The organism is Aminobacter sp. P4_H6_2, assembly GCF_056400805.1.
The window spans coordinates 1-5,448 of the sequence record NZ_JBFUKO010000361.1 but is presented as its reverse complement, the minus strand read 5'-3'; the positions used below and the strand labels follow the sequence as shown (position 1 = coordinate 5,448).

The 5,448-nt window shown below is 62.8% G+C and carries 5 protein-coding genes; all 5 read right to left on the bottom strand.

All coding sequences use genetic code 11. From position 1 onward, the window contains the following. Window positions 1-744: amidohydrolase family protein (locus tag AC1DUU_RS21675; protein ID WP_476785454.1), on the bottom strand; the 744-nt coding region annotated here is incomplete at its 3' end. A 2-nt stretch (window positions 745-746) separates the two neighbouring features. Continuing rightward, window positions 747-2,417 carry a class I adenylate-forming enzyme family protein gene (locus AC1DUU_RS21670; RefSeq protein WP_476785453.1) on the bottom strand — a complete coding sequence of 557 codons (1,671 nt, stop codon included), beginning with the start codon at window positions 2,415-2,417 and terminating at the stop codon, window positions 747-749. After that, on the bottom strand, window positions 2,414-3,250 hold the full coding sequence (locus AC1DUU_RS21665) for a MaoC/PaaZ C-terminal domain-containing protein (protein ID WP_476785452.1): 837 nt from the start codon (window positions 3,248-3,250) through the stop codon (window positions 2,414-2,416). Before AC1DUU_RS21665 ends, AC1DUU_RS21670 begins: the two co-directional genes overlap by 4 nt. Further along, on the bottom strand, window positions 3,250-4,149 hold the full coding sequence (locus tag AC1DUU_RS21660) for an SDR family NAD(P)-dependent oxidoreductase (RefSeq protein ID WP_476785451.1): 900 nt from the start codon (window positions 4,147-4,149) through the stop codon (window positions 3,250-3,252). The genes AC1DUU_RS21665 and AC1DUU_RS21660 overlap by 1 nt, the downstream gene beginning before the upstream one ends. Window positions 4,150-4,852: 703 nt before the next feature. Further along, window positions 4,853-5,448 (bottom strand): TetR/AcrR family transcriptional regulator (locus tag AC1DUU_RS21655; protein WP_476785450.1); only part of this gene is annotated, 596 nt, incomplete at its 5' end.

Sequence of the window (5,448 nt, the reverse complement as noted above, 5' to 3'; positions counted from 1 at the left end):
CTGATGCTGGTGGTAGACGGAACCCTCACGGTCCGCGAGCGCCTTGGCCTCGCGCATCAGTTCCTCCGATGCGCTGCCGCTGCCATAGAGCGCGACATGCCCGCGCACGAGACCGTCCTTGTCACGGTTGCGCTTGAGCTGGCCGCCGAGTTCCCGGCGTGCGCGGGCGCCGTCGCATGGGGCTCGCTTGATGTCGGCCGCCATAGGCTCGCCGCCGACGAGATCCCACAGCATGCAGTCCGATACCGAGCAGCGGATGCCAACTGCTTCGGCCGCGCTGGCGACGGCATCGGGCGAAAAACTGGTCGCGGCATCGACAAAGCCGGTGAAGCCGTTGCGTGCCATTTCGGCCGAAGCCATCAGTGCGCTGGAATACTCGTCCTCGTCGGTGACGGCGTTCAACCATCGCGCGAAGACGCCTGGCCTACCCCTGCCCTCTTCTTTTGGCGGGTTGGGGCTGTCGGGGATGGAGCCGCGGGTGAGATGCAGGCTGGCGTGATAGTGCCCATCGATGAAACCGGGATGGATCGTACCGCCCTGGGCGTCGATCCGCCGAGCGGCACGCCATTGCTTTTCGATCAAGCGGCTCGGCCCGATGGCGGCGATGCGCTTGCCGCGGATGGCGAGCGCACCGTCCGGGTAGATTCTACGCTCGCCGTCCATGGACAGGATGTGGCCGTGTACGATGAGCAGATCGCAGGATTGCATCGTCCCCCCCGCCTGGTCATTGCCGGACATCTGCATGGTCAGATCCCCATGCCGCCGGTCTCGCGGTCCCAAGCGCCGACGCGCAGGTCGCTCTTCGCCTGGAGCAGGCTCTGCTTCTGCACGCGCATCGAGGGCGTCCGCTCGAAGTCCGTTTCGCGGTATTCGATGAAGCGCGGAATCTTGAACGCGGCGAGGTTAGCCCGACAGAACGCGACGATTTCCTCAGGCGGCAGCGTCTCGCCGGGCTTCAGGTGAACGTAGGCCTTGACCTCTTCGCCGCGAAGCTGGTCGGGCACCGGCACCACCGCAGCTTCGACCACCTTGGGATGCGAGCGCAGCACGCCTTCGACCTCGGCGGCCGAAATGTTCTCGCCCGAACGCCGGATGATCTCCTTCTTGCGCCCGACGAAATAGAGCAGCCCCCTGTCGTCACGGCGCGCAACATCGCCGGAATGATACCAGCCGCCGCGATTAGCTTCTTCGGTGGTTTCTGGCCGGTTGAGGTAGCCGGCATAAAGATCAGGTCCGCTGATCAGGCACTCCCCAGCCTCGCCGTCGGGCACATCGACATCGTTGTCGTCAACGAGGCGGATGGACACGCCGGGCGGCTCGATGCCCATTGTGCCGGTCCCGACCAGTTCGTCAGCAAGATGATTGGGAACGCGGCTCATGATGCCGCCTTCAGTGCTGCCATACTGATTATGCCAGAGAAAACCATACCGCTCCAGCATCTCCTGATGCAGTTCTTTCGGCAGGCCTGCATGGATGGCGAGACGGATGCGGTGGTTGCGTTCGGCCGGGCCGGGTTCGCCCTTCATCAGCAGCGCCGGAATCGAAGCGATCGAAAGAATCTCGGTGGCGTCATAGGTCGTCACCACCTCCCAGAATCTGGAGACCGAGAAGCGGCGCATCGCCACCATCGTGCCGCGCGAGGCGAGCGAAGTGAGAAGCTGGATGGCGGGGTCAGCATAATAGAATGGTAGGCAGCAGAGTTGCCGATCCTGCCAGCCACGGCGGAACAGCCGCAGATCGAGGTCTATCACCCGCAGCCACCAGCCATGGTGTAGCATGCATCCTTTTGGCGCGCCCGTCGTGCCAGAGGTGTAGTAGACGGTGATGATGTCTTCGCGCTGGCATTGCGCGGTTGCGAAATCGAGCGGCTCGGCGGAGTAGGCCGACAGCCCTTGCGGCTCGTCGCCGTCAACCAGGATGATGTGCTCCAGGCCCGGCGCGTTGCCGCGTACTGCCTCGATGATCGGCAACTGCGGCTTACCGACGATCGCCGCGACCGGCGCCGCGTCGGCAACGATGTGCCCGGCATCGTACTGCATGGCGGTCGGCGCGATCGACACCAGTGTGCAGCGGTTGGCCACGATGCCGAACAGCGCGATCATGAATTCGAGGCGGTTGTCGAGCATGACGACGACACGGTCGCCGGCCGTGACAATGCCGCGCAAATAGCCGGCGAAGCGCTGGCAGCGGTCAAGAAATTCGCGCCGCGTCATGACCGGGCCACCGTCGATGATGATCGCCGGCCGCTCCGGGTCCTCGAGGCAGCCTTTGCTGACGATCTCGATCACCGACTGGTACGGCACGGCACTCCAGTCGGGAGCGATGTTTTGATGCGTAATCCAGTTCGCCGGACGCTGCGACAGGCTGGCAACGCCAAGTTCCATCCGCTCGGTCGATGCGGTCGGGGTGCTGTTCATGACGACACCTGTGCRTACCCGTTCTTGATCACGATATTGCCTTCGGCGTCGGTTGCCTCGAAGCCGACCAGCCCCTCGCCGCCCGGCCAGTGATCCACGTTGATCGTTTGCCCGGAGGTCAGAAACAGCGGATGGGCGAAGCGGCATCCGAGCCGCCTGAGCAGAGACGTGGCGCCACCGCAGTGGTGGTCGACGATGGCACGCGCCGCGAAGGACAGTGTGCACATGCCGTGGACGAGCGGTGCGGGAAAGCCCGCCTTGGCCGCCGCCGCCGGGTCGATCGTATAGGGCGAATAGTCGCGCGCGGCATCGGCATAGCGGCGGGTCTGGTCCGGTGCGAGCATATAGAGCGCCGATGAGACGGCAGCCCTGGCGATCACCGGTCGTCGCGGCACACTTACGCCACGGGAGTCTTGCTGCGCAGCGCCCTGGATCAGGCAGGTGGTGTATTGGGTGCAGACTGCTCCGCCGTCATGAGTGACTGTTTCGGAGCGGATGACGAGTGCCACCCCGGCACGCGTGCCGCGGGCACCGATCAGCGTTGAGACGGTGAACAGCCGCTGGCCAGCGACGATCGGCATGTGGAAAACGAAGTCGTGTTCGCCATGCAGCACGAATGCCGATGTCGACTTCCCGAGAACCTCGACCATGCTCTGCATGACCGGCACATGTGCGAAAACCGGCGGTGCGAACTCGCCCGCCAGATGCCTCGGGTTTTCGTCGTTGACCGACCGCGCGAACTGCGCAAGCCGGTGACTGCTCGTCCGAAATTCTTCCGAATCCCGCGACAAGCCCAACGGAACGGCTGCGACAGCAGAATTGCTTGAATACATCACGCAAGTCCCTCGACAAAATCACCCAGTCGCGGAAGCTTCGGCAGCCGATGGTTCAGCGCCTGCTCCAGATCTTCCAGCCTCCAGCGACCATCGGTTTTAACGTCGACCTCGATCGCGCTAGGGGCAATGACCTCGACCCGATTGCCGTAGGCCTGGAACACTTGCCCGGTCGCCGGACAGTTCTCCAGCGCCAGCCAGCAGATCAGCGGCGAAACGTTGTCTGGGTCGAACACGTCGAAAACATCCTGCGGCGGCGGTTGCAAAGACGGCTCGATCCGCGTGCGGGCCGACGGCGACACGGCATTGGAGCGAACGCCGTATTTGGCGCCTTCCAGCGCCAGTGTACGCGACAGACCGACGACCGCCATCTTGGCGGAGGCGTAGTTCGCCTGGCCAAAATTGCCGATCAATCCGGCGAGCGACGTGGTGTGCACCACGCTGGCCGCCACCTTGGCACCGCCTTTCGAAGCGTTGCGCCAGTATTCCGACGCGTGTCGTGCCGGCGCTGCATGCCCCTTCAGATGGACACGGATGACCGAGTCCCACTCTTCTTCCGACATGTTGGCAAGCAATCGGTCACGCAAAATCCCCGCATTGTTGACCAGCACATGCAAGTCACCGAACGTATCCACGGCCTGCCGGATCAACGCCGCGGCCTCGCTCCAGTCGGCAACGTCGTGGCCGCTGACGACGGCCTTGCCGCCTTGCGCCAGGATCTCCGCGACGACACCCTGGGCGGGCGTCGAATCGCGCCCCAAACCGTTGAGATCGCCGCCCAGATCGTTGACCACGACCGCAGCGCCATGACTCGCCAGCGCAAGCGCATATGAGCGGCCCAGCCCGCGGCCGGCCCCGGTGACAATGGCAACGCGCCCGGCAAGCCGCCCGCTCGTCACGACACCCGCCCGCCAAAAAAGGCGCGAAGAGCCCTCGCCGCCCAACAATATACGACACCGTTTCGCATGCTATGTTCCCGCCTCTCTCGCAAACGTCCAGGCGCTGTTCCGGACTCTTCCCGGAACCGGTGCGCTGCCGCACCCGCTGCATCAATCGACAACAGAAAACGTCGAAATGAATATGAAGTCAATATCATTTTTAAGGCGATCGGGTTGTTGTTCTGCCCTGCTGGATGATGACGAAAGCCGGCCTACGGGAGCAACAAAGCCCCATCACGCTTCGCGAAAATCGATCCGACTGCCTCGTCCAGCGTTACTGCAAAATCAATCAACAGCCCGGCAATCCATGGGGTTTTCGGGACGGCCAAACAGCTTCAGCATTGCCGGCGCACTTCCGATTGGAGGGTCCTGCACTACAGCTGTAATTTTCGGACGCCGCGAGCCCTGTCGGAGCGGGAACCAGAGCCCTCCTTGAGGGGCACATTCCGGCGGCGCACAAACACATCGCCACGCCTGAGCCTGGGGGGGGCGCGCAATCTCGATCCACGATATGCTCCTGATCGTCAGCGCCCTTGCCAGGTCGACCTGCAGGCAACACGCGCCCGTGGACGCTGGCTAGCTTTGGCAGGTTGCGGGTGATCGCGTGAAGTTCACACGGACCATCTCGCATTTCGGAAACGGGCGCTAGCCGGCTCGCCGGCGGTCACGCCACGTTCGGTGGGTCCTTGCAGTAGACCGCTCGATACCACAGCGTCGACAGCATCAGCGCCAGTTCGTCTGGCTCGAACTTGTCTTCCTCCATCACCGAATCTTTGGTGACGATGATGGAATAGAGATAGTGGAACACCATCCCCTCCAGGGCGCGCGCCACCGTCATTGCCGAACCCGGCATGGTGTCGCTGTAGTTGCCACGCCGTGAAATTGAGCGGGCGAGGCCTTCGATCCACTTGCGGTGGCGGGGCTGCCACAATTTGCGAAATTCCGGAAGCTGGCTCTGAAGTTGCACATGGCATTGCATCAGCCCAGGATTGGCCTGATAGGCCGAAATAAAGAGGCGATTGGTATTCATGATGGCTTCGAATTCGTTGTTGCCACCACCGACCTGCCGGGCTCTCTCATAGAGATAATCGACAAAGTCGAGAACGACCTCCGTCGCAATTTCGTTCTTGTCGCGAAAATATACATAGAACGTGCCAAGTGCGACTTCGGCATAGGAACAGACATCTGAGACTTTCAGGTCCTGATAGCCGATCTCTTCAAGCGCGCGCGCGGCAGCGATCTTCAGCCGGTACTTTGTCC

Coding starts and splice junctions, on each gene's coding strand:
- AC1DUU_RS21670 (WP_476785453.1), bottom strand. CDS start 2,417: ATGAACAGCACCCCGACCGCATCGACCGAGCGGATGGAACTTGGCGTT.